The following is a 21433-nucleotide window of genomic DNA, read 5'->3' as shown; positions in this document are numbered from 1 at the left end:
TCTTTCGTCATCCCCGCGGAAGCGGGGACCCAGGAGTGGCAGGGAAGAAAGGCCGGGTTCCCGCTTTCGCGGGAATGACGAGGTTCCGTGCGAATCACCGTGCCACGCCCATGTCGCCCGAGCTGAACTGGGCCTTGGCGGCAGCGATCGCTTCCTTGCCGCCGTATTTGCCGAACTCGAGCCGCGCGATGGAGCGGTTGTGCACTTCGTCCGGGCCGTCGGCGAGGCGCAGCGTGCGCTGGTGCGCATAGGCCTTGGCGAGGCCCGCATCCTCCGACACGCCGGCGCCGCCAAAGGCCTGGATGGCATCGTCGATGATCTGGAGCGCCATGCGGGGGGCGGCAACCTTGATCATGGCGATTTCGGCCTGTGCCGCCTTGTTACCGGCCTTGTCCATCATGTCCGCCGCCTTGAGGCAGAGCAGCCGGCTCATCTCGATGTTGATGCGCGCCTCGGCCACGCGCTGTTCCCACACGCTATGCTCGGCGATGACCTTGCCGAAGGCGACGCGCGACAGCAGCCGCTCGCACATCTTCCTGAGCGCTTCCTCCGCCACGCCGATGGTGCGCATGCAATGGTGGATGCGGCCCGGTCCGAGCCGGCCCTGCGCGATTTCGAAGCCGCGGCCCTCGCCCAGCAGCATGTTGGACGCGGGCACGCGCACATCCTTCAGCTCGATTTCCATATGGCCGTGCGGCGCGTCGTTATAGCCGAACACCGGCAGGTGGCGCAGGATGGTGACGCCCGGCGCATCGAGCGGCATCAGGATCATCGACTGCTGCGCGTGACGCGCGGCGCTGAAGTCGCTCTTGCCCATCACGATCGCGATCTTGCAGCGCGGATCGCCGGCACCGGACGACCACCATTTGCGGCCGTTCAGCACATAATCGTCGCCGTCCCGCTCGATCCGCGTCTCGATGTTGGTCGCGTCCGACGAGGCGACCTGCGGCTCCGTCATCAGAAAGGCTGAGCGGATCTCGCCGTTCATCAGCGGCTTGAGCCACTGCTCCTTCTGCTCGCGCGTGCCGTAGCGGTGGAACACTTCCATGTTGCCGGTATCGGGCGCGGAGCAGTTGAACACCTCCGACGCCCAGCCGACCCGCCCCATTTCCTCGGCGCACAGCGCATATTCGAGGTTGGTGAGGCCGGGACCCTCGAACTCGAAACTGTCGTCCACCGGCACGCGACCCGAGGAGGGAGGCATGAACAGGTTCCAGATGCCCGCCGCCTTGGCGCGCGCCTTTTCCTCTTCGATGACGGGAATCACCTTCCACGGATCGCCCGTGACGTGCTGCTCGTGGCATTCGTCGACGCGGGGGCGGACGAAGCGCTCGATATGGTCGCGGACGCGGTCGCGCCAATAGGTCTGGCGTTCAGTGAGGTCGAAATCCATGGCTCTCTCCCGGTCGCGATTTGGCGCCTTCTAGGCAGCTAACGAAGGGGCTTTCCAGCCCCAAAAAGTCACGAAACGGCTCCGCTCTCGTCTGCCGCTACGGCAAGCTTGGCAAGGCGCGCATCATGTTCCGCCTTGCCGAACGGAAAGCGAAGAAAGGTGAGGGCGGCGGCCGTCGCCAGCGTCATCGTCACCGCGATAAAATAGCTGGTATAGTGATCGATCACGGGCTCGGGCACGGCGCCCGGCCGTGCTTTCGCTGGAAACTGCGCTGCCGACAGGATCAGGCCGGTCACGAAGATGCCGACCCCGCCCGAGCATTTCTGCATGAACAGGGCGCCCGCGAAGAACAGCCCCTCCTCGCGCCGTCCGGTCCGCTCCTCCGACGCCTCGACCACGTCGGACATCATCGACGCGCCGAGGATCATCGCCCCTACCCCCATCGCCGTGCCGATCGCGACAAAGGCGAGGAAAACAGGCAGCAGGTTGGGCGATCCCGGCTCCGGGAAGCGGCCGGCCAGCCGGAGTGCGTAGGGCGCCATGTTGACGGTCGCGCCCAGGACGGTGAGCATCGCCGCCGCGCGCTTCTTCCCCATGGCATGGGCGAGCGGCCCGACCAGCAGGAAGGTCAGCACCACGCCCGCGAACAGCGCAACCGAATAGATCAGGAACTGCACCGGCGCGAACTGCCAGACGAAGCTGAGATTATAATTGGAGATCGCAAAGCCGATGCCCTGATTGGTATAGCCGAACAGGCCGGCCAGCATCAGGAGCAGGAAGGCGCGGTTGGACAGCGTGTCCCTGATGTCGCCCAGCGTTGCCGACAGCTGCTTGCTTTCGATCCGGCGCGCGGGCGGGTGCGCGAGCAGGCGGTGCGTGCCGATCGCGGAGATCAGCACCGCCACCGCCATCACCGTCGCCCCGGCAACGCCGAACCAGCCATAGCCGTTGCGCGCCAGCGGACCCGACAGGCTCCCGATCGGCGGCGCCAGGAAATAGCCATAGGCGGCCATCAGCATCCCCAGCCCGCCGGCCCAGCCGAACAGGAAACGGTAACGCAGCACCAGTGTGCGCTCGTGATAGTCGCGGGTCAGTTCCGGCGCCATGGCGAGACTCGGCACTTCGTTGGTGGCGATGGCGGCCCGGGTGAGGATCGCGACAATCAGCAGATAGCCGAGAATGGTCTGTCCCGTGCCTTCCGGCGGATGCCAGAGCATCGCCCAGGTCAGCGCGATCGGCAGCGCGGACGCATAGAGCCAGGGATGCCGCCTGCCCCAACGCGTGTGCGTGCGATCCGACAAATGGCCGATGATCGGATCGACGAACGCGTCGAACACGAGGGCGAGCCCGATGACGAACCCGACCGAACTCGCCGGCAGCCCGACCGCCTGATTGTAGAAGAGCAGCAGGAAGACCGAATAGCCATTGTCCTTGATGCCATAGGCAATCGCGCCAAGGCCGTAGGCCAGCTTGGTGCGCAGCGGCACGCGGGCGCCGGTCATCGTGTTCTATCCTCGCTCGTCCCGAGCGAAGTCGAGGGGCGTGTCTGGGAGCCTGCACGAGCGCCCCTCGACTGCGCTCGGGACGAGCGGAGAATCCAGATCATGCCGCCGGCGCCAGGCTTGCAAGCGCTTCGAACAGGCCGGGCGTGTCGGGATCCCAACTGTGGCGGGGGCCCACGGACATACCGCCATCGACCAGGATGTGCGTGCCGGTGATGAAGCTCGCATCGTTGCTGGCGAGGAAGGCGACCGCGGCGGCAATGTCCTCCGGGCGGCCCGAGCGCCGGATCGGCTGCACCTGCTGGCTGACATGGCCGATCATCGCATTCGCCTGTTCCCGCGCCGCGCCTTCGAGGCCGACCGCGGACGCGAAGATGTTGGTCATGATGAAGCCCGGCAGCACGGCGTTCACGCGGATGTTGTCCTTGGCCAAGTCGGCGGCGGCGAGCTTGGTCAGGTGCAGCACGCCGGCCTTGGCCACCGAATAGGCGGTGGGCGCGGCACCCGCGGCGAGCGCCGCCACGGACGCGGTGTTGACGATCGCGCCCCCGCCCTTCTTCGCCATCAGCGGCGCGGCGTGGCGAATGCCGAGGGCGACCGACTTCAGCAGCAGGTCCATCGTCCGGTCCCAGCCATCGCCGTCGATCTCGTCGATCTTGGCGCGCAGCCCGCCAGCCCCTGCGTTGTTGAACAGGATGTCGGGGCCGCCCGCCGCTTCCGCTGCGGCGAGCAGCGCGACGATGTCCTCCTCACGGGTCACATCGGTGCGCCGGAAGCGAATTCGGCCGTTGGACGTGTCCGCCAGTTCCTGCCCGCCCACCGCGTCGACATCGCCGGCGATAACGGTCGCGCCTTCTTCGGCGAAGCGCAAAGCCGACGCCCGCCCGATCCCCGACGCAGCCCCGGTGACCACGGCGATCTTGCCGCTGAAGCGCATCCATCTCTCTCCTAATTTTTCGCGAGCATAGGTCCGCCGGCCGCGTCATCAAAGGACGCTACGGCACGCCGCTTGAGCAGCACACCGGCGCGCCAATAATGCCAGATCGCCCAGGGCGTCAGCCCGGCCGTGGTAAGCGAAGCATAACGCAGCGACTCCTCGCCCACGAACGGCCGGAACGCATCGCTGATCGCCCCGATCGCCGTCGGTCCGAGGCCGAGCCCGATCAGGTTGATGACGAGCAGCGTGATCGCCGCCCACATTGCCCGCAGCCGCATCGGCGCCAGCCCCTGCAGCAGCGCGAAGGTCGGGCCGAGATAGCTCGACTGGAACAGCACGGCGATCGCGTAGACCGGAATGGCGATGCGCACGTCCGGCGCCAGATACATCGCGATCAGGAACGGCAGTGCGATCGTCTTGAGGATCGCGACCAGCCAGGATTGGACGTGCAGTCCGCGCTTACGTGCCCAGCGATCGGCGAGGATGCCGCCGCCCACGCCCGAGATCGTGCCGACGATCGCGACCAGCGGCCCCAGGATCAGCCCGACCGTGCGCACGTCGAGGCCGAAACTGCGGACGTAAAAGGAGGGACCGAATGCCGCCAGCGCATAGCCGATCAGCGAAGTGAGCGTGACCGCCGCGACGAGGTGGCGGGCGGCAGGCTCGGCCCAGATCGAGCGGAAGCCTTCGGCCAACGGCGGCTGTGCGGCCGATGCGTCCGTGCCGGATCGGACATGCCGCGCGGCGGCTCGACGACGAACAGGCGGACGATGATTGCGAGCGCCAGCCCCGGCAGGCCCACCGCCATGATCGCGAGGCGCCAACCATATTCGTGCGCCAGATAGCCGCCGATCATCGTGCCGAACCCGCCGCCCAGCACCACGCCGGAGGTGTAAACCGCCATCGCCCCCGCGCGCCGGTCGGGCGGGTAAAGATCGGCGATCATCGAGTGGCTGGGCGGGCTCGACCCGGCTTCACCGACGCCGACGCCGATCCGCGCCAGCAGCAGCTGGACATAATTCTGGGCCAGCCCGCACAGAGCGGTGAACAGGCTCCAGACCGCGAGCGAGATGGCGACGATGTTGCGCCGGTTGCCGCGATCGGCGAGCCGCGCGACCGGAATGCCGAGCGTCGCGTAGAAGACGGCGAAGGCGAGCCCGGTCAGCAGCCCCAGCTGCGTGTCGCTGAGCTTCAGATCGGCCCGGATCGGCTCCAGCAGGATCGAAAGGATCTGCCGGTCCATGTAGCTGAAGAAATAGGTCAGGGTCAGCAGGAACAGCGTGAGCGTGCGGCGCGACAGCGCCTGCTCTGCGGTTGCGGTCGCGCCCAAGGCGCCTCTCCTTCTTGTCGTTTTCGCCACGCTGGACTTGACGGGCACGTAAGGTCAACCCGAAGAGCGACGAACAACGGGAGAGAGCCATGAACATCGAACAGCTGTTTCGTCTGGACGGTCGCGTCGCGCTGGTGACCGGCGGGTCGCGCTTCATCGGTCGCTGGATTTCCGAGGCGTTCATCGCCCAGGGCGCCAAGGTCTATATCTGCGCCCGCACAGTCGAAGACTGCATGCAGACGGCAGAGGAGCTCGGGCCGAACTGCATTGCCCTGCCGCAGGACCTCTCGACCGTCGCCGGCTGCAAGGCGCTCGCCGCCCAGCTCGCCGAACACGAACAGAAGCTCGACATTCTCGTCAACAATGCCGGCGTCGCCTGGGGCGAGCCATTCGAGCAGTTCCCCGAAAAGGGCTGGGACAAGGTGATGGACCTGAACCTGAAATCGCCCTTCTTCCTGACGCAGGCGCTTTATCCGATGCTGAAGGCGGCGGCCTCTGCCGATCGGCCGGCCAAGGTCATCAACATCACCTCGATCGACGGCCAGCGGCTGAACCCCTGGGAGACGTACAGCTATCACGCGTCCAAATCGGGCCTCATCTACCTGACCAAGCGGATGGCGGCGCGGCTGATCGAGGATCACATCAACGTCACCTCGATCGCGCCCGGCGCCTATCCCTCGAAGATGAACCGCGCCGCGCGGGACCATGGCGAGGAAGTCGCGCGCTCCATCCCGGCCAAGCGCATCGGCCGCCCCGAGGACCTCGCCGCCGCCGCCGTCTACCTGGCGAGCCAGGCGGGCGACTATGTGGTCGGCGAGACGCTGACGGTGGATGGAGGCCTGGTCAGCGCCAAGGTGGGCGTGTCGATCGACGCCTGACCTCCTTCACCGTTCGTATCGAGCGAAGTCGAGATACGCTTCTCGACCTCGCTCGAAGCGAGCGGCTTAGGAGCGGCTCAACAACACGTTCATCCGCGCGAGTGCGATCGGCCTGTCCCGATCCTCCTGCCAGGCGCTCGCCTCGAGATTGGCGACCCGCGTCCCCAGCCGGGTGATGCGGCCGAGCGCGAAGGTTTCCGCCTCCCGGCCCCCGCGCATATAGTCGACCGTCACGGTGATTGGCTTGATCCGCGGCCGCTCATCATCCGCGAAGCGGGCGTGCAGGGCGGCGATCGCCGCCATCTCCAGCAGCCCGCCGATCGCCCCGCCGTGGAGGAAGCCGGGACGGCCCATCACCCCTGTGCGCCAGGGCATGGTGAGGATCGGGGCGCCGGCCTCTTCTCCAGTGATGGTCAGGCCGAGCAGGCCGGCATAGGGCGGCAGCTTCATAGATCGGTGAACATATAGGTGCCGGCGACATGCGCGACCGGATCGTCGGGATCGCCGTCATGCGCCTGGCCGCGGATGAAGGCGACGCTGCGGGTGATGCGATAGCATTCGCCGCGCCCGATCACCGCCTTGCCGGGCGTCGCCGGCCGAAGATAATCGACCCGCAGATCGAGCGTCGCCTGCGCGCGAAACCTTTGCTGCTTGATCCAGATCGACATGCTGGTCGCCATGTCCATCAGCGCGAGGATCGGCCCCGAAGCGAGCACGCCGCTCGCCTCGTCGCCGATCAGCCTTTCGTCATAATCGATCGCGAGTTCCGCCCAGTCCTCGCCATGTCCGACATAGCGCAGCCCGATCAGCCCGCCATGGGCGCGGGACGCGAGGGTCGACACGAAGCGTTCGGGATCGAAAGCGGAATTCACGGGCATTGCAGGCGGCTTAGAGTCGCGTATTCCTTTCCGCAAACAAAAGGAGAGAGGATGCATCCCGCGCGTCACGGGGCTGCCCAGCCCGACAAGCCGGCGATCATCATCGCCGAAACCGGCGAAACGATCAGCTATCGCGAGCTCGACGCGCGCTCCAACCGCGTCGCCCAACTGTTCCGCGCCCGCGGGCTGCAGCGTGGCGACGTCATCGCGCTCTTCCTGGAAAACCACAGCCGCTATCTCGAATTCGCCTGGGGCGCGCAACGCTCGGGCCTCTTCTTCGTCTGCATTTCCTGCAAGCTGACCGCGCCCGAAGTGGACTATATTCTGGCCGACAGCGGCGCGCGCCTGCTCGTCACCCAAGCTTCGCTCGCCAAGATAGCGACCGCGCTGAACGCCGACGTGCACCGGCTGATGCTCGACGGAACGGCCGAAGGCTTCGAGGAGGTCGAGCCCCTGCTCGCCGCGATGCCGGACACGCCGATTTCCGACGAAAGCGCGGGCGTGGACATGCTCTATTCGTCCGGCACGACCGGCCGGCCCAAGGGCGTGCGGGTGGCGCTGCCCGACCCTTCCGACATCGACGCGCCCAACGCGCTGATGATGCTGGCCCAAGGCCTGTACCTGGTCGGGCCCGACAGCGTGTATTTGAGCCCCGCGCCGCTCTACCACGCCGCTCCGCTGCGCTGGACGATGACGGTGCAGCGCTTTGGCGGCACCGCCATCGTCATGCAGCATTTCGACCCCGAAGCGGCGCTTGCGGCGATCGAGCGCTACCGGGTGACCCACGCCCAATTCGTGCCCACCCATTTCGTCCGCATGCTGAAGCTGCCTGACGCGGTGCGCAGCCGCTACGACATCTCGTCGCTGAAGGTCGCCTTCCACGCGGCCGCGCCCTGCCCCGTGCCGGTCAAGCAGGCGATGATGGATTGGTGGGGGCCGATCATCCACGAATATTATGCCGGCTCCGAAGGCAATGGCATGACCGCGATCGGCCCGCAGGACTGGCTGTCGCACCCGGGCTCGGTCGGCCGTGCGGTGCACGGCATCGTCCATATCTGCGATGAGGACGGCAATGACCTGCCGCCGCGCGAAACCGGCCTCGTCTATTTCGAAGGCCAGACCAACTTCGAATATCACAACGATCCGGAAAAGACGGCGGAGACGCGCAACCGCCATGGCTGGTCGACGCTCGGCGATGTCGGCTGGCTGGACGAGGAGGGCTATCTCTACCTGACCGACCGCAAGAGCTTCATGATCATCTCGGGCGGCGTGAACATCTACCCGCAGGAAATCGAGAATCATCTCGTCACCCATCCGGCCGTCGCCGATGTCGCGGTGGTCGGCGCGCCGCATGACGAAATGGGCGAGCAGGTGGTGGCGGTGATCCAGCCGATGGCCGGCACCGAAGCGAGCGCCGCGCTCGCCGACGAACTCACCGCCTATTGCCGCCAGAGCCTGTCCGGCGTGAAGACGCCGCGCCGCATCGACTTCGTCGATGAACTGCCGCGCCACCCGACCGGCAAGCTCTACAAGCGCCTGATCCGCGACCGATACTGGGGCAAGGAAAGCACGATCGTTTGACCCCTTGGCACGGTTCGGCCTGAGCTTGTCGAAGGCCTTCCTTGCTGTACACCAAAGCGGGAAGGGAGGGCTTCGACAGGCTCAGCCCAAACCGGAGTGGGTGGATGGAAGAACGCGTTACGATCCAGTTCAATGACGGCGTCGCCGACGTCCGCCTGAACCGCGCCGACAAACTGAACGCCCTCGACCCGGCGATGTTCGAAGGCATCGAAGCCGCGCTTGCCGAACTGCGCGCGATGAAGGGCCTCCGCGCGGTCGTGCTGTCGGGCGAAGGCCGCGCCTTTTCCGCCGGACTCGACATGGCCAGCATGGCCTCGGGCGGGGCGAGCGCCGGCAAGACGCTGACCGACCGCACCCACGGCATCGCCAACATCTTCCAGCACGTCGCCTGGGGCTGGCGCGAACTGCCCGTGCCGGTGATCGCCGCGGTGCACGGCATCGCCTTCGGCGGCGGCTTCCAGATCATGTCCGGCGCCGACATGCGCATCATGCACCCGGCCGCGCGCCTTTCCATCATGGAAATGAAATGGGGCCTGGTGCCCGACATGGGTGGCGTGGCCCTGTGGCGGACCCTTGTCCGCGACGATGTCCTGCGCGAACTCACCTACACCAACCGCGAATTCTCGGGCGAAGAAGCCCTCCGCCTCGGCTTCGCCACCCGCCTCGCCGAAGACCCGCGCGCCGAAGCCCTCACTCTGGCCCGCGAGATCGCGTCCAAGAACCCGCAAGCGATCCGCGGCGCCAAACGCCTCTACAACGCCTACGCCCCCGACGCCGAAGCCCTGCTGATGGCCGAAAGCGTCGAACAAGCCGCCGTCATCCGCACGCCCAACCAGGTCGAGGCGGTGCGAGCGAACATTGAGAAGCGGGCGGCGAAGTTCGGGGATTAAATGTCCGGTTCCGACCCTTTGCGGACGTTCGTCTTTCGTGCCAGTTTGCAGCGCCGTTCTACTTGAGAGGGCTCGACTCTGTGAGATGGCTGCTGATCGGGCTAGTGGTTCTGTGCGGTGCCCCTGCTCACGGCCAAAGCCTTGACCTGTCTCCCGCTCAAGTAGCTGCCTGTAAGGTTAGGGGCGGGAGCATCCAGCCAGCTCGCGGGCTACCCGTGAAGCGCATATGCGTCTTTCGCTTCAAAGATGCCGGCAAGCCCTGCTCCGGAAAGCGGGATTGCCAAGGTGCCTGTGTCGCAGACCATATCCTAAATAAGATACCCCCGATCAAAGGCGGACTTCGAGCAACCGGTAGATGTCAGCGAGAGACAAGCCGGGGTATGGAGTGCCCTGTCTTTGTTGAGGGCAATCGGACCGTGATGGGGGCCTGTTCCTAAATCGAAAGACTTGGAACGTCCGCAATCCACCCATTGCAGACATGCCGACATGCTGATCTAAGTGCCGTATGGAGTTTGCTTTAGGCGCGGCGATCATCGTCTTGATCTTCTTTGCGGCGACCCTCCGCTGGTGGTTCGGTCAGGCGCAAGCAAGAGAAGCTGAAGTGCCGGAACAAGCGCGTCGGGTGACGGCGAGGAACGTTCGGTTCTTGGACCTGTTTGGCTTAGCTCTCTTGGCCATTGGCTTGCTTGCCTATGCAGCGCAACGAGCCTGATCGAACGGCCGGAAGCCACTTCTGAAAGCTTAGCGGGTGACGACAGTCAGAATGGCGGGTGCAACTAGGACTGCTCCAAGCAGCCAATGCCACGGCTTAGGCGCGGTTAATCGAGGAACCGACAACGCGAACGCCGCCGCCAATCCAGCAAAGCAAAGCAGCGCAGCTCCGATCAAATGGGCATCTTCACCTGTCGTGAGCAGACCCAAGACCAGGGCATCCGCCATGCTGAGAGCCACGCTTAGCCAGAGATACACCTGCAGCACGAAACGCCACATCCGCGATGCTTGGGGAGGGTTGCTGCCTGCGTGCATGGCATCAAGCTAGCTCCTTGAAGGTCCGCATACCACCCGTCACGGACGTTTGCTGATTTTGTGACGCGCCTTCCGAAAATCCTGTCCTATTCGGTACCCCACTTGATAGCGTGGGCGCGAGCCACGGTATGTGGCAGCTCTTTGAACCGTTGAGATCGACAGAAAATGTACATGTTGCACGTGCAATATGTGCGGAACGTGCGGAATGTGCGGAAAGAATCCGCCAGCCTTCATGACCTTAGCCCGGGGTTTCTGGCGCACCCCAAGCTAAGCTCAGCGGATGCCGACCACCTTGTGAGTCTGCACCGACAGCCGCCATTTCGGGTGCGCCATGCAATAGGCGATGGCGGCTTCGGTATTCTCCGCCAGGGCAGGGCCGTCCATCGGCTGGAGCAGGAAGTGATCGAAGGCGAGCGCCTCGAACCGTTCCGGCGTCGCCGCGGGCTGGGGATAGACCAATTTCAGTTCGTCGCCCGAGGTGACGGCGAGCGGCGCGTCCGCCTTCGGGCTGACGCAGAGCCAGTCGAGGCCCGGCGGCGGCGCGATCGTGCCGTTGGTCTCGACCGCGATCTCGAAGCCGCGGGCGTGCAGCGCATCGATCAGCGCAGTGTCGACCTGCAGCAGCGGCTCGCCACCGGTCAGCACGACCAGCCTGCGGCCCTCCCCGCCACTCCATGTCGCCGCCACCGCACTCGCAAGCGCCTCGGCATCGGCGAACTTGCCGCCGCCGGTGCCGCCAATGCCGACGAAATCGGTATCGCAAAAGGTGCAGACGGCCTCCGCCCGGTCCTGCTCGCGGCCCGACCAGAGATTACAGCCGGCAAAGCGGCAGAAGACGGCGGCGCGCCCGGCCTGCCGCCCCTCGCCCTGCAGCGTGTAGAAGATTTCTTTGACGGAATAGGCCATCGGCCCGGCTCACATGGCGGGCGGCGGGTCCGGCAGCAAGGGCGTCGGCGCGACCGGCGCCTTGGGGGTCAGGATCGCCGCGGTTTCGATCACGTCGAGCGCGCGGCGGGTGACGATGTAGCGCCGCGCCGCCGCCATCCAGTTCTGCGCCTTGGACCGGCCGGGCAAGCGCGCGACCTCGACCAGCGCCTTTTCGACCTGACCACCGGCGAGCAGGCGGCGGGCGTGGCGCAGGCGTTCGGTCGGGACCGGCGAGGGCTGGCCGACCTTGCGCACCACCACCAGGCTGCCGAGCTCGCTGCGCAGCGACGGCCACCAGCCCTCGTCCGCGGTGCCGCTGGCGAGACCGGGCGCGAGATCGTCGAGGCCGAGTTGAAGCTCGTCGAGCGTGATCGGCTCGCGCGAGGCGGCGATGATCGTCGCCACCGCCTGCGGCTGGGTGGCACCGAAGCGCTCGCGCAACTGCCCCTCGATATAGCCGAGCCCCAGCCCGCGATCGATGGCGCGGCGGGCGGCGAAGGCGATCAGCAGGCCTTCGGCGCGGGCGGCATTGTCGCCGGCGGCATTGGCGCGCTCGGCGACCCGGTCGATCCGGGCCTCGATCTCGCCGACCCTTTGGCCGAGCGCCGCGGCGGTGCTCGGGTCGACCGCGACCATCGATTCGTTGGGCACGATCGGCTCCGGCTGGGCGACCGGCAGTTGCGGCTGCGGCGCGGCCGAGACCGCCTGCTGCGACGGCGCGCCGAACAGCCAGTTGCGCGCGGTGTCCCAGCGCGACAGCACCCAGCCGGCGAGCAGCAGCCCGGCGATGAAGGCGATCGCGCCGATCACCAGCGGAGCGCGGCTGCGCGCCGATCTCGGCTGGAGCGTGTCGTAGCTGGTGCTCATCTTCCCTGCTTCATTGGCACAGCCGCGCCGCCACCGCCAGCAGCGCGTCATCGGTCGGCCGCTCCGCTGCGACCGCGTGCGCCCAGCCGGTGCCCGCCGCAGCGCGCACGGCAGGGCTGATCGCGGCGATCGCACCCTGTGGACCGGCCAACTCGCGAAACCGCCGCGCGGCGCGGGCGGAGTGGAGCAGCGCCACTGCATCCCGCTCCAGCGCTTCGCGAAACGCCGGTCCGGGCGCCACCGGTTCGGCGGCATAGACGGCGCGTACCTCGACCTTCAGCCCCTGCGGATCGAAGCCGGTGCGGTCGGCCCCCGCCAGGTGGAGCAGCGCGCGCACCCCGTCGCCCGCGGCGCGGTCGACCAGCTGCGCGACGTCGCCGCGGCCGACGATCACATTGCGGAATCCCGCCTGCTCCGCCGCAGCCGCGGTCGTTGCGCCGACCGCATAGACCGGCACGGCACGGTCGATCCGCTCGTCGATCATGCGGGCCGCGTTCGCGCTGGTGATCAGCAGCGCCTCCCATGGCCGATCAGGGGCTTCCCAATGGAGCGGCACGATGCGGAACAGCGGGGAGACGATGGCCTCGAGGCCGAGCACCTCGATCCGTGCGGCGGTGGCGCTCGCTCCGGGCTCGGGCCGCAGGACGAGCAGCGGCCGGGTCATCCCTGAAAATGGGCGCGCAGCTGGTCCGAGGCACGGGCGAGCAGTTCCGCCGCCAGATCGCTTGCTTCGGACGGGTCGCCGATCGTCAACGCGCCCTGCTCGGCCTCGCTGCCGTCCGGAAGGAGGATCTGGGCGCGCAGCACCATGCCTCCGTCGCTTTGTTGCGCCAAGGCGGCGACCGGCGACCGGCAGTCCGCGCCGAGGCGCGCGAGCAACGCGCGCTCCGCCCGCACGCAGCGGCTGGTCGCGAGATCGTCGATCGCCGCCAGCCAGTCGCGCGTCTCGGCATCGTCACGCCGCGCCTCGATGCCCACGGCCCCTTGCGCCGGCGCCGGGAGCATCTCGTCGACGGGCACCGGCGCGCCGACCGCCTTGCCCAATCGCTCCAGACCCGCCGCCGCCAGCAAGGTCGCGTCCGCCTCCCCCGCGGCCAGCTTGGCCAAGCGGGTGTCGACATTGCCGCGGAACAGCACAACCTCACAATCCGGGCGCAGCCGCAGGATCTGCGCGCTCCTGCGCGGGGAACTCGTGCCCACCCGTCCGCCCTGACGGATCGCCGCGATCGACTCCGCCCCGATCAACCGGTCACGCACATCCGCGCGGGGCAGCATCGCCGCAATGACGATCTCGTCGGGGCGGATCGTCTCGACGTCCTTCATCGAATGGACGGCGAAGTCGATCCGGCGTTCATCAAGGGCGAGGTCCAGCTCCTTGGTCCAGAGCGCCTTGCCGCCGACGTCGGCGAGCGGACGATCCTGAATGCGGTCACCGCTGGTCTTCACGGTGACGATCTCGATCGTCTCGTCGCCCCAGCCATGCGCGGTCAGCAGCGCCTGCTTCACCAAGTTCGCCTGGGTAAGCGCAAGCGGCGAGCCACGGGTGCCGAGGCGAAGTCTTCTCTCCATCGGCCTCCTTTAGACAGGCGCCGCGCGAGATTGTAGGGGGCGGCCATGGCGCTGATCCTCGGTATCGAATCCAGTTGCGACGAAACGGCGGCGGCGCTGGTGACGACCGGGCGCGAGATCGTCGCCCACCGGCTGGCTGGCCAGGAGGCCGAGCATACGCCCTATGGCGGTGTCGTCCCGGAAATCGCCGCCCGCGCCCATGTCGAGGCAGTGACCCCGCTGGTCGAGGCGGCGCTTGCCGATGCAGGCATTGGCCTCGATCAGGTCGACGCGATCGCTGCCACCGCCGGGCCCGGTTTGATCGGCGGCGTCATGGTCGGACTGGTCACCGCCAAGGCGCTGGCGCTCGCGGCGGACAAGCCGCTGATCGCGGTCAATCACCTCGAGGGGCATGCGCTTAGCCCACGCCTCGCAACGCCGGACCTCGACTTCCCCTATCTGCTGCTGCTCGTCTCAGGCGGCCATTGCCAGCTGCTGCTTGTCGAGGGTGTCGGCCGCTACCGCCGGCTCGCGACCACCATCGACGACGCGGCCGGTGAAGCATTCGACAAGACGGCGAAGCTGCTTGGCCTCGGCTTTCCGGGTGGTCCCGCAGTCGAGCGCACGGCGCGCGATGGCGATCCGAGGGCCGTGCCGCTGCCGCGTCCGCTGGTCGGCACGCCCGATCCGCATTTCTCCTTCGCAGGGCTGAAAAGCGCGGTTGCCCGTGCTCGCGATGCCGGACGCTGGTCGGCCGCCGATATCTCCGCCTCGTTTCAGCAGGCGGTGGTCGACTGCCTGGTTGACCGCACGCGGCGCGCCATGCGGAAAGCTCACGGGGCAACGGCATTGGTGGTGGCGGGCGGAGTCGCGGCCAATGGCGCGATCCGCACCGCGCTGCAGGCGCTGGCGGCGGAGCATGGACTGCCCTTCGTCGCCCCGCCGCTGTGGCTGTGCACCGACAATGCGGCGATGATCGCCTGGGCGGGCGCCGAGCGCTTCGCCTTAGGCCTGGTCGATCCTCTCGACACGCCGGCGCGCGCGCGCTGGCCATTGGACCCCGACGCTGCTCCGGCGCGCGGCGCGGGAGTGAAAGCGTGACGATCGGCGTGGTCGGCGGCGGCGCCTGGGGCACGGCGCTCGCGCAGGTCGTGGCGGCGGGCGGCGAAGACGTCCTGCTCTGGGCGCGCGAGCCTGAAGTCGTCGAGGCGATCAACCGGAGCCACGAAAACAGCCTGTTCCTGCCCGGCACAAAGTTGTCGCCGGCGATCAGGGCGAGTGGCGCACTGAAGGAACTGGGCAGCTGCACGATGCTGCTCCTGGTCACACCCGCCCAGCATCTCCGCGCGGTTCTGAAACAGATGGCCGCCAGCGACGCGCCGCTTATCCTCTGCGCGAAGGGCATCGAGGCTGGCACGCGCCTGCTGATGTCCGAAGTCGCCGCGCAGGTGCAGCCGCGTGCACCGATCGCGGTGCTGTCGGGGCCGACCTTCGCCCATGAAGTGGCGGCCGGCCTGCCGACTGCCGTCACCCTCGCCTGCCCCGACGACACGCTCGCCAGGTCGTTGGCAGCACAGCTCGCCCGGCCCTTTTTCCGGCCCTATGTCTCGCGCGATGTGATCGGCGCCGAGATTGGCGGTGCAGTGAAGAACGTCCTCGCCATCGCCTGCGGCGTGGTCGAAGGGCGCGGCCTGGGCCAGAATGCGCGCGCGGCGCTGATCAGCCGCGGCTTTGCCGAAATGACCCGATTCGGCATGGCGCGCGGCGCACGGCCGGAGACGCTGGCGGGCCTGTCGGGTCTGGGGGACCTGGTGCTCACCTGCTCCTCCACCAGCTCACGCAACTTCTCGCTCGGCAAGGGCCTGGGCGAAGGGCGAGCCGCGGCGGAGTTGCTCGCCGATCGGCGCACGGTCGCGGAAGGAGCATTCACGGCGCCGGTGCTGCAGCAGGCGGCGCGCGATGCGGGGGTCGACATGCCGGTCGTCGACGCGGTCTGCGCGCTGCTTGAAGGCAGGATCGAGGTCGATGTCGTTATAGACACGCTGCTCGCGCGCCCCCTGCGCACCGAATAGGCAACCGGAGCCGCCTCGACCCGTTTAGCCCCCGCACCGAACGGAGGCAGAGTGATGAAGAGGTTCCTGATCGGCCTGATGATGGCGGCGACCGCGGCTCCGACGCTGGTGTCGGCTCCGGCCGAGGCGCAGAATCGGCGCCAGATCGAACGCGAATACCGGCAGGACATGCGTCAGGCGCAGCGCGAACGGCGCCAGGCGCTGCGCGACTGGCGGCAGGCGCGCCGCTATGACTGGAACCGGCTCGAACCCGGTCAACGCGTCTATTACGCCGACCGCTATTACCGCGACGGCCGCTACTATCGCGAGCGCGCGCTAACCCGGAACGACCGCATCTATCGCGGCAATGACGGGCGCTATTATTGCCGTCGCTCGGATGGCACCACCGGCCTGATCATCGGCGGCGCGGTCGGCGCATTGCTTGGCAACGCGATCGATGGCGGCCGCTCGAGCATTCTTGGTACGCTGATCGGCGGTGCCGCGGGCGCCGCGCTGGGCCGCGAAGTCCAACGTGGGCAGGTGCGCTGCCGCTGATCGGCAAGCGTTAGGCATTGTGCAAGGCCATTCGGCTAAACCGGTGGCATGCGCCTGCCTTTGCTTACCGCGATCCTTTGCGGCGTCTTCCTGGGTTTGATCTGGCCGTCGGCCGAGCCTGGCGGGTCGGCGGCCGCTGTTCGGTCCGACAAGCCGCACAAGACCGTGCTTGAACGGAGCAGCAGCGGCAGCTTCTTCGTCACCGCGCAGGTCAATGGTCAGCCGGTCCAGTTCGTCGTGGACACCGGCGCCGAAACCGTTGCGCTGACCAAGGAAGATGCGACGCGCGCGGGGGTGCCCTTCGACCCGGCCGAGTTCACCAAGGTGGGTCGATCCGCCTCAGGCGATGCGATCGGCCAGGAGGTCCATATCAAGTCGATCGACGTGGACGGGAAGAAGCGCGACGATGTGGGTGGCGTCGTGCTCGAGGGGCTGGATGTCTCGCTGCTCGGCCAGAATTACCTTCGCCGCCTCGACGCGGTCCAGATCAGCGGCGACAAGATGATCCTGCACTAGAAATCGACGGCGATTCCTTTCAGCTCCCAATCCCCATAGCGGGTAGGGTCGATGCCGAGCGGATCGCTCGAGTCCTTCGCCTGCTCGGGCCTGGGCACGGGCGGGTTCTTGCTGAGATAGGCGGGCGGCTTCACATGCGCGGGGCGCTGGCCCATGGACATGGCTCCTTGTGCTGCAGCCCAGATGGGCGCAGAGCGCCGCCCGCACAAGCATGAAGCCGCCCCGTCCTCAATCCGAAGTCGGCGTGAACGCGCGCCGCGCCGCGCTCCGCCTGCTCGACGGCGTGCTCCGCCGCGGACTGCCGCTGGAGGCAGCGCTGGAGAGTGCCGGGCGCGATCTTGCCCCGGCCGATCGCGGCCTTGCCCACGCCATCGCCGCCGAGACCTTGCGCCGGCTGGCGGATCTCGACGCGTTGATCGACTCGGCGACCCAGCAGCGACTCCCCGCCGACGCCAAGGCGCGGTTCGCGCTCCGCATTGCGCTCGTCCAGGCGCTGGCGCTCGGCACGCCGGGGCATGCCGCGATCAGCACCGTATTGCCGCTGGTCGATGGCGGCCCGCGCCGGCTGGTGCATGGCGTTTTCGGCGCGCTGATGCGCCGCAAGGTTGCGCTGCCGTCGCCGCCGACCCTGCCGCGTTCCGTCGAAGAGCGTTGGCTGGCGAATTGGGGCCGGGACGTGGTCGATGCGGCCCGTTCCGCCATGGCCGCGCCGCCCCCGCTCGACCTGAGCTTTGCCGACGACGAACAGGCACGCCGCTCTGAGGGGCGGCACCTCGCGCCCAAGCACGCGCGCATCGAAGCGCAGAGCCGCATCACCGACCTGCCCGGCTTTACCGAAGGCCATTGGTGGGTGCAGGACCTCGCCGCATCGATCCCCGCGCGCCTGCTCGGAACGGGCGATGGGCGCCAGGTCCTCGACCTCTGCGCTGCGCCGGGCGGCAAGACGCTGCAGCTCGCGGCCGCCGGCTGGCAAGTGACCGCCGTCGACAGTTCTTCTCCGCGTCTCGAGCGGCTGCGCGAGAATCTCGGGCGCACCAAGCTCACGGCAGATGTCGTGGAAGCGGACGTGATGGCCTGGACGCCCGAACAACCGGCCGATGCGATCCTGCTCGACGCGCCCTGCAGCGCGACCGGCATCTTCCGTCGCCACCCGGATGTGCTGCACCGGGTGAAGGCACGGCAGATCGCCGAAATGGCGGAGCTGCAAAGGGCGATGCTGGAGCGTGCCGCCACATGGCTGAAGCCGGGCGGGACGCTCGTCTACGCGACCTGCTCGCTTGAGCCGGAGGAAGGGGAGGCGCACCTGCCGCACATCCAGGGCCTAACCCTGAACCCTGTGGCCGCCGACGAGCTGCCGAACGGCATCGTGCCCCACCCACAAGGCTATGTCCGCACCCTGCCTTCGACGCTCCAGGACAAGGGCGCGACCGACGGTTTTTTCATCGCGCGGTTCAAACGGGCTTAGCCGTTGTGGATAAGCGGGCGCGTGCGCTTCACGGGCGCGCGGCGACCCACTAGGTCTTGTGTCAATGCAGAATTCGGTCCGCATTGCGCCCTCGATCCTCTCCGCCGATTTCGCGCGGCTGGGCGAGGAAGTGCGCGCGATCGACGCGGCGGGCGCCGACTGGATCCACGTCGATGTGATGGACGGGCACTTCGTGCCGAACATCACGATCGGCCCGATGGTCGTGAAGGCACTGCGTCCGCACACGACCAAGCCTTTCGACGTGCATTTGATGATCTCGCCGATCGACGCCTATCTAGACGCCTTTGCCGAAGCCGGCGCCGACACGATCACCGTGCACCCGGAGGCGGGACCGCATCTCCATCGCACCATTCAGCGCATCAAGGCGCTCGGCAAACGCGCCGGCGTGTCGCTCAACCCGGCGACGCCGGCCAAGATGCTCGACTATGTGCTGGAGGACATCGACCTCGTACTGGTGATGAGCGTAAACCCCGGCTTTGGCGGGCAGAGCTTCATCGACAGCCAGCTCCGCAAGATCGAGGCCATCCGCAAGCAGATTGACAAATCGGGCAAGCCGATCGACCTCGAAGTCGATGGCGGCATCGACCGCGTCACGGCTCCCCGGGCGATCGCTGCCGGTGCCGACGCACTGGTCGCCGGCACCGCCACCTTCAAGGGCGGCCCGGCCGCCTATGCCGACAACATCCGCGCATTGAGAGGCTGATGACCAAGCACGAGCCGATCGACCCGACCGATGGCATCGAACAGGGCAAGAGGCTCATCCGCGTCGACACCGACCGCGGCATATCGCTGTCGCAGCGGCTGGCGGAGAGCCTGCAGCGGCTGACCTGGCGCACGCCGCTGCACAAATTGCGGCTGCGGGGGCGCTTCCCGCTAAAGCTGCTCGCCGCGCCGGACGATCCGGTCATTGGCGACCCAAAGACCGGCGAATTGCTGCTGCGCGGCGTGATCTCCTTTCGCGGCGAGAAGATCGCGATCCGGGAGCTCGATTTCCGCACGCTGCAGGGCTCGCCGGGGCTGATCGAGTATCTGCACAGCTTTGCCTGGCTGCGCGACCTGTCCACCGCCGCGACCCGCCAGCAGGCGGCGCCGGTGGCCGAAGCGATCATGAGCCGCTGGCTCTCGGCGCATGCCGAGAAAGTCGAGGGTCTGGCGTGGCGCGCCGATCTGTGGGGGAAGCGCATCCTCTACTGGACCGCGCATGCGCCGTTGATCCTGTCGAGCCGCGATCTGGTCTATCGCTCGGCCGTCCTGAACACGCTCGCACGCGGTGCGCGGCATCTGGATCGCGCCGCCGACAAGGCGCCGGATGGGATCGGCAAGGTCGCGGCCTGGTCGGGGCTGATCGCCGCGGGCCTGCTCATTCCCGGCGGCGAACCGCGCCGCGCCTATGCCGAGGCCGGCCTGACGCGCGCGCTCAATACCGTCTTTACCGAAGACGGCGGCATCGCCTGCCGCTCGCCATCGACGCTGGTGGAGGCGATCGCGCTGCTGAGCCTGTTGCGTGCCGCCTATGAAGCGCGCCGCGAAGAGCCGCTGCCCGCCATCGAGCCGGTGCTCGCCCGCGCGATACCCGCCCTGCTGGGCGTCACCCATGGCGATGGCGGGCTCGCCAGCTGGCAGGGCGGGCTGCCGCTGGACCAGCTGCGGATCGCGGCCGTCGTCGAAGCATCGCAGGTGCGCGCCCGGCCGCTGCGCCAGGCACGCGACTGGGGTTATCAGCGGCTCGCCGGCGGCGGCACGGTGGTGACGGTCGACGCCGCCCCGCCCCCCGCCTCGCGCCTGGCGAAGGGCGGCTGCGCATCGACCCTGGCCTTCGAAATGTCCGATGGACCGCACCGGCTGATCGTCAGCTGCGGCGGGGCGCGGCATGAAGGCGCGTACCTGCCGTCCGCGCTCGCCCAGGCACTGCGCGCAACGGCGGCCCATTCGACCCTGATCGTCAACGACGCCAACTCGACCGCCATTCTGGCCGACGGCAGCCTCGGCCGCGGCGTGGCGGAAGTCGCGATCGACCGTCAGGAACTGGAAGGCGGCAGCCGGATCGAGGCGAGCCATGACGGCTATGTCCGCCGCTTCGGCCTGCTCCATCGCCGCCAGCTGGCGCTGAGCGTCGACGGTCGGCAGCTGACCGGCGAGGACATGCTGCTCCCATCCGGGCGGCGGAAGGCAACGCCGGGATTCGCGATCCGCTTCCACCTCGCCCCCGAAGTCGAGGTCACGCTGACCGCCGACAATCTGGGCGCGTTGCTGCGCGTCGATGGCGGCCCGCTCTGGCAGTTCCGCTGCAAGGGCGCCGCGCTGACCGTCGAGGAAAGCCTGTGGGTCGATGCGAGCGGCCGTCCGCGGGAGACTCAGCAGCTGGTCGTATCCGGCGAGTCGCCCGCAGGGGGCGCTAGCGTCGCCTGGCTGCTCAAGCGCGCCGGCTAGGCCATCAGGTGCTGGGTTAGGATCTTGATCCCCAGCACGATCAGGACGATGCCGCCGAATAGCTCCGCGGCGCGGCCCAGCTTGGCGGATGCGCGCGAACCGACCAGGTAACCGGCGGTGCACAACAGGCCGGTCGTGACGCCGATGGTCAGGCACGCGACCGGAATACCCGAGCCCAGCAACGGCAGGGTCAGCCCCGCCGCCGCGGCATCGACGCTCGTTGCGAACGCGGAGACCATCAGGCCCAGCAGGCGGCCATGGCTGCCGACCGGATGGGCTTGGTCGTCGCCGCCCGCCTCTAGCAGCATGCGCGCGCCGAGTACGGACAGCAGCACAAAAGCGATCCAGTGATCATAGCGCTCGAACGTGTCGCTGAACACGAGGCCCAGGCCCCAGCCGAGCAGCGGCATCAGGCCTTGAGCTAGCCCGAAGGCCAGCCCAAGCTCGATCGCATGCGCGGTCCGCTTCTGCCCGACGGCGCCCCGCACCAGCGACACCGCGAAGGCGTCCATGGCGAGCGCGAGAGACAGGACAAGCAAAGCGAACATGCCGCCCGCCTAGCGCGCCGCTCGCCCACCGCAAGAGCGGGCTTCGACAAGCCCGTCCGAACCGCTAAGGGAGCGCACGCCATTCCAGGA

The 21433-nt window shown here is 67.9% G+C and carries 23 protein-coding genes and 1 pseudogene; 11 read left to right on the top strand and 13 right to left on the bottom strand.

Annotated elements, in window-relative coordinates:
* Positions 1 to 94: 94 nt before the first annotated feature.
* The 4 genes and pseudogenes from HJG53_RS15030 to HJG53_RS19200 form a co-directional block, all read right to left on the bottom strand.
* The gene (locus tag HJG53_RS15030) at positions 95 to 1393 is read right to left on the bottom strand and encodes an acyl-CoA dehydrogenase family protein (RefSeq protein ID WP_171131998.1); all 1299 of its coding nucleotides are present in this window, start codon (positions 1391 to 1393) and stop codon (positions 95 to 97) included.
* A 68-nt stretch (positions 1394 to 1461) separates the two neighbouring features.
* The gene (locus tag HJG53_RS15025) at positions 1462 to 2895 is read right to left on the bottom strand and encodes an MFS transporter (RefSeq protein ID WP_171131996.1); all 1434 of its coding nucleotides are present in this window, start codon (positions 2893 to 2895) and stop codon (positions 1462 to 1464) included.
* Between the two features lie 100 nt (positions 2896 to 2995).
* A complete protein-coding gene (locus HJG53_RS15020) occupies positions 2996 to 3832 on the bottom strand; it encodes an SDR family NAD(P)-dependent oxidoreductase (RefSeq protein WP_171131994.1) in 837 nt (278 codons plus the stop codon).
* A gap of 11 nt (positions 3833 to 3843) precedes the next feature.
* Positions 3844 to 5075: pseudogene (locus HJG53_RS19200) on the bottom strand (spinster family MFS transporter).
* A gap of 176 nt (positions 5076 to 5251) precedes the next feature.
* Between HJG53_RS19200 and HJG53_RS15010 the strand changes: the two are divergent.
* Complete coding sequence (locus tag HJG53_RS15010) at positions 5252 to 6040, top strand: SDR family oxidoreductase (protein WP_171131992.1); 789 nt, start codon at positions 5252 to 5254, stop codon at positions 6038 to 6040.
* Positions 6041 to 6106: 66 nt separating this feature from the next.
* Here HJG53_RS15010 and HJG53_RS15005 read toward each other — a convergent pair whose 3' ends face one another.
* A complete protein-coding gene (locus HJG53_RS15005) occupies positions 6107 to 6490 on the bottom strand; it encodes a PaaI family thioesterase (RefSeq protein ID WP_171131990.1) in 384 nt (127 codons plus the stop codon).
* Positions 6487 to 6918 (bottom strand): PaaI family thioesterase, encoded by a 432-nt coding sequence (locus HJG53_RS15000; protein WP_171131988.1) that lies wholly within the window; start codon positions 6916 to 6918, stop codon positions 6487 to 6489. Before HJG53_RS15000 ends, HJG53_RS15005 begins: the two co-directional genes overlap by 4 nt.
* A gap of 51 nt (positions 6919 to 6969) precedes the next feature.
* On the opposite strand from HJG53_RS15000, the gene HJG53_RS14995 reads away from it, so the two are divergent.
* The 3 genes from HJG53_RS14995 (at position 6970) to HJG53_RS18405 (ending at position 10101) form a co-directional block, all read left to right on the top strand.
* On the top strand, positions 6970 to 8499 hold the full coding sequence (locus tag HJG53_RS14995; protein ID WP_171131986.1) for an acyl-CoA synthetase: 1530 nt from the start codon (positions 6970 to 6972) through the stop codon (positions 8497 to 8499).
* A gap of 104 nt (positions 8500 to 8603) precedes the next feature.
* A complete protein-coding gene (locus HJG53_RS14990; protein WP_171131984.1) occupies positions 8604 to 9389 on the top strand; it encodes a crotonase/enoyl-CoA hydratase family protein in 786 nt (261 codons plus the stop codon).
* A gap of 505 nt (positions 9390 to 9894) precedes the next feature.
* Complete coding sequence (locus HJG53_RS18405) at positions 9895 to 10101, top strand: hypothetical protein (RefSeq protein ID WP_217352880.1); 207 nt, start codon at positions 9895 to 9897, stop codon at positions 10099 to 10101.
* A gap of 29 nt (positions 10102 to 10130) precedes the next feature.
* Here HJG53_RS18405 and HJG53_RS14985 read toward each other — a convergent pair whose 3' ends face one another.
* The 5 genes from HJG53_RS14985 to hemC all read right to left on the bottom strand — a co-directional run bounded on the left by HJG53_RS14985 (position 10131) and on the right by hemC (position 13778).
* A complete protein-coding gene (locus HJG53_RS14985) occupies positions 10131 to 10415 on the bottom strand; it encodes a hypothetical protein (protein WP_217352879.1) in 285 nt (94 codons plus the stop codon).
* A 273-nt stretch (positions 10416 to 10688) separates the two neighbouring features.
* Complete coding sequence (gene queE, locus HJG53_RS14980) at positions 10689 to 11321, bottom strand: 7-carboxy-7-deazaguanine synthase (RefSeq protein ID WP_171131980.1); 633 nt, start codon at positions 11319 to 11321, stop codon at positions 10689 to 10691.
* A 9-nt stretch (positions 11322 to 11330) separates the two neighbouring features.
* The gene (locus tag HJG53_RS14975; protein WP_171131978.1) at positions 11331 to 12209 is read right to left on the bottom strand and encodes a hypothetical protein; all 879 of its coding nucleotides are present in this window, start codon (positions 12207 to 12209) and stop codon (positions 11331 to 11333) included.
* Between the two features lie 10 nt (positions 12210 to 12219).
* Positions 12220 to 12873, bottom strand: coding sequence for a uroporphyrinogen-III synthase (locus HJG53_RS14970; protein WP_171131976.1), 654 nt, complete (start codon positions 12871 to 12873; stop codon positions 12220 to 12222).
* On the bottom strand, positions 12870 to 13778 hold the full coding sequence (gene hemC / locus HJG53_RS14965) for a hydroxymethylbilane synthase (RefSeq protein WP_171131974.1): 909 nt from the start codon (positions 13776 to 13778) through the stop codon (positions 12870 to 12872). Before hemC ends, HJG53_RS14970 begins: the two co-directional genes overlap by 4 nt.
* Before the next feature lie 45 nt (positions 13779 to 13823).
* Between hemC and tsaD the strand changes: the two genes are divergently transcribed.
* Genes tsaD through HJG53_RS14945 form a run of 4 tightly spaced genes read left to right on the top strand, consistent with a single transcriptional unit; the run spans position 13824 to position 16879 of the window.
* On the top strand, positions 13824 to 14858 hold the full coding sequence (gene tsaD / locus HJG53_RS14960) for a tRNA (adenosine(37)-N6)-threonylcarbamoyltransferase complex transferase subunit TsaD (RefSeq protein WP_171131972.1): 1035 nt from the start codon (positions 13824 to 13826) through the stop codon (positions 14856 to 14858).
* Positions 14855 to 15829 (top strand): NAD(P)H-dependent glycerol-3-phosphate dehydrogenase, encoded by a 975-nt coding sequence (locus tag HJG53_RS14955; RefSeq protein WP_171131970.1) that lies wholly within the window; start codon positions 14855 to 14857, stop codon positions 15827 to 15829. Before tsaD ends, HJG53_RS14955 begins: the two co-directional genes overlap by 4 nt.
* 54 nt (positions 15830 to 15883) lie before the next feature.
* Positions 15884 to 16363, top strand: coding sequence for a glycine zipper 2TM domain-containing protein (locus HJG53_RS14950; protein ID WP_254447818.1), 480 nt, complete (start codon positions 15884 to 15886; stop codon positions 16361 to 16363).
* A 48-nt stretch (positions 16364 to 16411) separates the two neighbouring features.
* A complete protein-coding gene (locus tag HJG53_RS14945; protein WP_171131968.1) occupies positions 16412 to 16879 on the top strand; it encodes a TIGR02281 family clan AA aspartic protease in 468 nt (155 codons plus the stop codon).
* On the opposite strand, the gene HJG53_RS14940 is transcribed toward HJG53_RS14945, so the two are convergent.
* Entirely contained in the window at positions 16876 to 17034 is a 159-nt protein-coding gene (locus tag HJG53_RS14940) for a DUF1674 domain-containing protein (protein WP_171131966.1), read from the bottom strand. The genes HJG53_RS14945 and HJG53_RS14940 overlap by 4 nt on opposite strands.
* 56 nt (positions 17035 to 17090) lie before the next feature.
* Here HJG53_RS14940 and HJG53_RS14935 point away from each other — a divergent pair, with 56 nt between their 5' ends.
* The 3 genes from HJG53_RS14935 to HJG53_RS14925 all read left to right on the top strand — a co-directional run bounded on the left by HJG53_RS14935 (position 17091) and on the right by HJG53_RS14925 (position 20795).
* The gene (locus HJG53_RS14935) at positions 17091 to 18344 is read left to right on the top strand and encodes an RsmB/NOP family class I SAM-dependent RNA methyltransferase (protein ID WP_171131964.1); all 1254 of its coding nucleotides are present in this window, start codon (positions 17091 to 17093) and stop codon (positions 18342 to 18344) included.
* 64 nt (positions 18345 to 18408) lie between these two features.
* On the top strand, positions 18409 to 19068 hold the full coding sequence (gene rpe, locus HJG53_RS14930) for a ribulose-phosphate 3-epimerase (protein WP_171131962.1): 660 nt from the start codon (positions 18409 to 18411) through the stop codon (positions 19066 to 19068).
* On the top strand, positions 19068 to 20795 hold the full coding sequence (locus tag HJG53_RS14925) for a heparinase II/III family protein (protein WP_171131960.1): 1728 nt from the start codon (positions 19068 to 19070) through the stop codon (positions 20793 to 20795). The genes rpe and HJG53_RS14925 overlap by 1 nt, the downstream gene beginning before the upstream one ends.
* Here HJG53_RS14925 and HJG53_RS14920 read toward each other — a convergent pair.
* The gene (locus HJG53_RS14920; RefSeq protein WP_171131958.1) at positions 20792 to 21343 is read right to left on the bottom strand and encodes a manganese efflux pump MntP family protein; all 552 of its coding nucleotides are present in this window, start codon (positions 21341 to 21343) and stop codon (positions 20792 to 20794) included. The genes HJG53_RS14925 and HJG53_RS14920 overlap by 4 nt on opposite strands.
* Positions 21344 to 21433 lie beyond the last annotated feature (90 nt).

It is taken from the genome of Sphingomonas sp. ID1715 (genome assembly GCF_013044515.1).
In the GTDB taxonomy this organism is placed as follows: Bacteria; Pseudomonadota; Alphaproteobacteria; order Sphingomonadales; family Sphingomonadaceae; genus Sphingomonas_B.
The sequence above is the reverse complement of the archived record's forward strand: the minus strand, read 5'-3'. Positions and strand labels throughout refer to the sequence as shown.

Bases quoted from the DNA above. Each gene is read 5' to 3' on its own strand.
- HJG53_RS14940 (WP_171131966.1), bottom strand. From the start codon at position 17,034: ATGGGCCAGCGCCCCGCGCATGTGAAGCCGCCCGCCTATCTCAGCAAG.
- HJG53_RS14985 (WP_217352879.1), bottom strand. From the start codon at position 10,415: ATGCACGCAGGCAGCAACCCTCCCCAAGCATCGCGGATGTGGCGTTTC.
- HJG53_RS14995 (WP_171131986.1), top strand. From the start codon at position 6,970: ATGCATCCCGCGCGTCACGGGGCTGCCCAGCCCGACAAGCCGGCGATC.
- queE (WP_171131980.1), bottom strand. From the start codon at position 11,321: ATGGCCTATTCCGTCAAAGAAATCTTCTACACGCTGCAGGGCGAGGGG.
- hemC (WP_171131974.1), bottom strand. From the start codon at position 13,778: ATGGAGAGAAGACTTCGCCTCGGCACCCGTGGCTCGCCGCTTGCGCTT.
- HJG53_RS14990 (WP_171131984.1), top strand. From the start codon at position 8,604: ATGGAAGAACGCGTTACGATCCAGTTCAATGACGGCGTCGCCGACGTC.
- HJG53_RS14950 (WP_254447818.1), top strand. From the start codon at position 15,884: ATGAAGAGGTTCCTGATCGGCCTGATGATGGCGGCGACCGCGGCTCCG.
- HJG53_RS15005 (WP_171131990.1), bottom strand. From the start codon at position 6,490: ATGAAGCTGCCGCCCTATGCCGGCCTGCTCGGCCTGACCATCACTGGA.
- HJG53_RS15020 (WP_171131994.1), bottom strand. From the start codon at position 3,832: ATGCGCTTCAGCGGCAAGATCGCCGTGGTCACCGGGGCTGCGTCGGGG.
- rpe (WP_171131962.1), top strand. From the start codon at position 18,409: ATGCAGAATTCGGTCCGCATTGCGCCCTCGATCCTCTCCGCCGATTTC.
- HJG53_RS14925 (WP_171131960.1), top strand. From the start codon at position 19,068: ATGACCAAGCACGAGCCGATCGACCCGACCGATGGCATCGAACAGGGC.
- tsaD (WP_171131972.1), top strand. From the start codon at position 13,824: ATGGCGCTGATCCTCGGTATCGAATCCAGTTGCGACGAAACGGCGGCG.
- HJG53_RS14970 (WP_171131976.1), bottom strand. From the start codon at position 12,873: ATGACCCGGCCGCTGCTCGTCCTGCGGCCCGAGCCCGGAGCGAGCGCC.
- HJG53_RS15010 (WP_171131992.1), top strand. From the start codon at position 5,252: ATGAACATCGAACAGCTGTTTCGTCTGGACGGTCGCGTCGCGCTGGTG.
- HJG53_RS14975 (WP_171131978.1), bottom strand. From the start codon at position 12,209: ATGAGCACCAGCTACGACACGCTCCAGCCGAGATCGGCGCGCAGCCGC.
- HJG53_RS15000 (WP_171131988.1), bottom strand. From the start codon at position 6,918: ATGCCCGTGAATTCCGCTTTCGATCCCGAACGCTTCGTGTCGACCCTC.
- HJG53_RS14935 (WP_171131964.1), top strand. From the start codon at position 17,091: ATGAAGCCGCCCCGTCCTCAATCCGAAGTCGGCGTGAACGCGCGCCGC.
- HJG53_RS15025 (WP_171131996.1), bottom strand. From the start codon at position 2,895: ATGACCGGCGCCCGCGTGCCGCTGCGCACCAAGCTGGCCTACGGCCTT.
- HJG53_RS18405 (WP_217352880.1), top strand. From the start codon at position 9,895: ATGGAGTTTGCTTTAGGCGCGGCGATCATCGTCTTGATCTTCTTTGCG.
- HJG53_RS14945 (WP_171131968.1), top strand. From the start codon at position 16,412: ATGCGCCTGCCTTTGCTTACCGCGATCCTTTGCGGCGTCTTCCTGGGT.
- HJG53_RS14920 (WP_171131958.1), bottom strand. From the start codon at position 21,343: ATGTTCGCTTTGCTTGTCCTGTCTCTCGCGCTCGCCATGGACGCCTTC.
- HJG53_RS15030 (WP_171131998.1), bottom strand. From the start codon at position 1,393: ATGGATTTCGACCTCACTGAACGCCAGACCTATTGGCGCGACCGCGTC.